The sequence below is a fragment of the Promicromonospora sp. NPDC050249 genome, assembly GCF_040656015.1.
Classification (GTDB): Bacteria; Actinomycetota; Actinomycetes; order Actinomycetales; family Cellulomonadaceae; genus Promicromonospora.
Genome location: NZ_JBFAKY010000080.1, coordinates 1 through 4433, shown reverse-complemented (window position 1 = coordinate 4433; position 4433 = coordinate 1). Strand labels below are relative to the sequence as shown.

The following is a 4433-nucleotide window of genomic DNA, read 5'->3' as shown; positions in this document are numbered from 1 at the left end:
ACGCCCCCCCCCCCCCCTTCGCCCCCCCGGGGGTAGGTGTGTTCCAACCCCGGTCTCGACAAGCTCGACCAACGACAGGTCAGGTCGACCAGCGAAGGGTCAGCTCTACGAGCCGCAGGTCATCCCCTCGTAGGCGTGCTCCGTCGCGATGCCCGCCGCCGTGACCGTCACCGATCCGGCCGCGAGCACCGACGAACGGGTCGGGAAGGTCTGGCGCCAGGTGTCACCGGGCGCCAGGCCCGTCGTCGACCGCTTCCCGAGCTCGCTCGCTATCCGCACGTCGAGCGGCTCGTCCGAGACGTTCCGCGTGCTGACCGCGAGGAACGCGCGCGGCCCGCGGCAGATCGCCTCGGTGGTCACCTCCGTGACCGCCTGGACCCGCGGCACCGCGATCGGCGACACCGTGATCCGGTCGACGACCGGCGCCCAGCGCGACCGCAGCGGGAAGTCGGGCCAGACGTCGGACGCGTAGGTGGTGCCGTCGAAGTTCGGTGCTTCCTCCGAGCTGAGCGTGATGGTGTTCGCCCCCTCCTCCAGGTCGAGCACCACCGTCTTCTCCCAGAAGTTGTTCGCGTGGAACGTGTGCGGGAAGAGCACCGGGGCGGACGCGCCACCGTTCACCGAGATGTCCGCCCTGCGGGCGATCGGGTCCGGGTTGTAGTGCGACGCCGGGGACTGCTCCGGGTTCGAGTACCGCAGGACGACGGCGTGCGGGCCGGCCTGGCCGGCCTCGACCTGGAACGTCAGGGTGCTGCCGTTGCCCGGCTCTCCGCCGACGTCCGTCACTGCCTTGCCGCCTTCGGCGAGCGAGAAGTCGGCGACCTTCGCCGAACCGGCCAGCTCAGCGTCCTCGGCCTGGTACTCCGTCGCCGCGAGCGCCCCGGTTCCCCGGGCCACTGTGAGCCGGTCGACGACGACGCCGTCGGCGCCGCCCGTGACGACCACCTTGTTCACGCCTCCGGTCAGGTGGGCGGCCACGTCGTGAGCCCGTGCCGACCGGCCCTGGCCGAGGTCGAGGACCTCGCGGCCGTTGACAGTGAGCGTGCCCGTGCCGGCACCGAGGGTGTCGACGCCGAGGGTCGCCTCGCCGTCGCGGGCGCCGTACACCCAGAACGTGGCGGTCTCGCCCTCGGCCAGCTCGACCCCGCCCGCACCGGAGACCGTTGCCGGGTCGACGCCGCCGGGCGCCTCGTACAGCGCACGCCCGCCGTCGAGCGTCGCGTGCTCCGCCTCGTACACGGCAGTCCCTGCGTCGGGGTTCGGCAGGGCCAGCGTGATCCGGTCGAGGATCGCGTCACCCCGGGTGACGCCGGTGCCGTCGAGGCTCCGTGCGGCGAGCGAGATGGTGTGCGTACCCGCTGTGAGGTCAACCGTCGTGTCGGCGTGGTCCCAGACCACCCACTTGTAGCCGAGCGGCAGGTGGAGCTCCTGCTCGGCGGCGCCGTCGACCCGGACGAAGACGTTGGTCGGGCCCTGCTCGGCTACCGCCTCGTACGTGTTGGCGCTGTTGGCGAAGACCGAGAGGTCGTACGTGCCGTCCTCGGGCACCGTGACCTGGAAGTCCAGGACGCCGTCGGAGCCGGTGCGCAGCCCGCCGACGTCGTACCCGCCGGAGGTGTAGAACTTGGCGACGTCGGACGGCGAACCCTCCGGGCCGTTGAGGCTGTAGCCCGACCCGGTGTAGGTGGCGTCCTCCGCCTCGTAGCTGCCCTCCCAGGACGTCGGCGCGGTGCTGGTGCTCTCGCCGGCACCCGCGGGCGTCACGACGATCTCGTAGGCGGACGACTCGCGGAGCAGCGGCAGCAGGTCGCCGTCGAACTCCACGGCTACCTTGCCGTCGGCGACCGGGAGGGTCAGCTCGGCGAGGTGGCGCGGCTGGGCGGAGTCGCCGAGCTGGCCGGTCCATGGGATCTCCCGGACCGTGACGCGGACGTCGTCCCCGAACACCTCGCCGGGCACGTTGACGAGCTCGACGGGCGCTGCGCCGTCGGCCCCGCCGACGATGGTGCGCGACATGGCGCGCTCGGTGTCCAGGGTGGAGACACCCTGCAGCGTGTAGTTCTCGCCGGGGAACGGCGGCGTTACCTTGACCGTGCTGCCGCTCATCTGGGCGTACGCGTTGAACAGCCACCACTGCCCGTTGCCGCGGTCGGACTGGACGGCGGAGTCGGAGAGGTTGCCGTCGATGTTCCAGTAGGCGATGTCGGCGTCGACCTTGGAGTCCTCGATGGCCGAGATCCACTGGATCATCTGGCCGGGGACCGAGGTGTGGTAGTTGAACGCGTACTCGTTGATGTTGATCGGCAGGTTGGTACCGGCCAGGTCGGTGCCGGCGAAGACCTCGGCCTCCCAGTCGCGGTAGGTCGCCACGGACTCGCGGATCTTCTCCGGGTGGGACAGCTCGTGCCAGGTGATGACGTCGGGGACGGTCCCCGCCTCGACGGCGTGCTCGAGGAAGCCCTTGACCTGGCTGTACAGAATGCTCGTGTTCGGGCCCGCGATGCGCGCCCCCGGCATCCGGTCCTTGATCAGCGCGTACACACGGTCCCAGGCGGCAAAGTAGTGGGTCGGGTCGTCGAGCCACGACGTGCGGTCGTAGCTCCACTGCCCGGTCCCGAACATGTTGCCCTCGGGCTCGTTGAACGGGACGAAGACGACGTTGTCCTGGTACTCCTCCGGGAGCTCGAGCACCTGGTCGACCTGGGTGGCGATCTTGTCGACGAACGTGTCGAGCTTCTCCTGCGGGGTGTCGCCCGGCCACTCGTACGGGAACCCGCGGTGGATGTCGGTCATGTAGATGTAGACGTCGCCGTCCGTGGCGTCGGCGAGGGGCCGCACCACCTCGAGCGCGTCGGCACCCGGGTGCTGAGGGCCGTCCTGCGCCTTGGTCGAGACGGTACGGACGCCCATGCCCTCGATCAGGTTGTCGCTCGGCAGCCCGTCGCCGTACAGGCCGTACAGGGTGCCGGAGGCGCCGCCGTGGAACGTCCCGGTCTCGGAGCCGAGGTCCACCCGCAGCTCGCCCCGGTGCACCGTGACCGTAGCGGTCACGGGCGTGCCCGCGGCGTCCCCCGCGACCGTGAACTCCCCCGGCTGCGCGTACTGCGCCGGGTCGATCTCGTCCCAGGTCACCGGCACGTCGCGGTCGTAGTCGTCGGTGAAGACGGCGCGCACCGCCTCGGGCAGCTCGGGCGCGGCGGCGACCGTCGTGCGCACCTCGAACGTGTCCTTCGTCAGCTCCACCATGTCTGGCCTCTCCTCCACGAGCTGGGCCACCTGGTCCCCGCTCAGGGCCGCCCGGTACAGGCGGAAGTCGTCGATCGCGCCGTCAAGGAGCGGATCAGGATAGAACGACCGGCCGATGTAGCCGGCCGACTGCGCGGCGTCCGTGAGCAGGTCGCCGGCGGCCACCGTGGACCGGGCGCTGCCGACGGCCACGCCGTCCAGGTAGGTCGTGAGCCGGTCGGCGGCCGTGTCGAGGGTGGCGGTGAGCGTCACCCAGTCGTCGGCACGCAGCGGGCCGTAGCCGCTGGTCTGCGCCTCGCCGCCCCCGCCGTTCGTCGTGAGCGCGGTGCGCAGGCGGCCGTCACCGTTCGACGGCGTGGCGAACAGGTATCGCGAGGTGTCCGTGCCGAGGTCGAAGACCCGCTGCCACGCCCCGCCGGTGCCGCCCCAGCGCACGCGCGCCGACACGGTGACGTCGGTCGCGCCCTCCAGGGCCGCCCGCGGGATGGTCACGTAGCCGCCGCCCGACCCGCCGGGCAGGTCGAGCGCTGTGCCGCCGCCCTCGGCGTCGACCACGCTCGTGGTGCCCGAGATCGCGCCGTTTAGCCCGTTCCCGGAGGAGTCGGGGACGACGGCGCCCGCGACGTCGTCCATCGTGTAGTGCAGGTCGGGCGCCGGGAGCTCCTGCGCGGTCGCCGTGCCGACGGTGCTGACGCCGCTGGCCGGAGCCGCCAGTGCCGCGCCGGCCGTGCTGCCGGCGAGCGCCAGAGCCGCGAGCGCCGCGACGGCGGTGCGCCGTGACCTACGCCATGCCGGTCCGGGGCGAGGTGCTGGTGCTGGTCCGCTGATTGGCGGTCCGCTGCGCGAGCTGCTGTGCCGTGAAGGTGTTGTGCTCATCGTTGAGTGCCTTCCTTCTCATCGAGGGTGGAACGTGGTTCATGGGTGGGACGGGGATCGTGGGCGGGACGGGGCTCATGAGTGGGACGGGGTTCATGGGGACCAGATGTGGCCCGGTCACTTGGCCCGGGCTTCGGGTCGGTCGGTTGCTGCGTTCGGCTCCTTGAGTTCGGTCGGTTGCTGACCTCGATCCGTGAGATCGGTCCGTTGCTGGTTTCATCTCCTTGAGTTCGGTCGGTTGCTGGCCTCGATCCGTGAGATCGGTCCGTTGCTCTGAGATCGGTCGTTTGATTGACCGATCTCAGAGCAAC

The 4433-nt window shown here is 71.1% G+C and carries 1 protein-coding gene; it reads right to left on the bottom strand.

The window, feature by feature from the left end; genetic code table 11:
- Positions 1 to 105: 105 nt before the first annotated feature.
- Positions 106 to 4122, bottom strand: a complete 4017-nt coding sequence (locus tag AB0I32_RS27150; RefSeq protein ID WP_357511821.1) for a LamG-like jellyroll fold domain-containing protein — start codon at positions 4120 to 4122, stop codon at positions 106 to 108.
- Between the last annotated feature and the right edge of the window lie 311 nt (positions 4123 to 4433).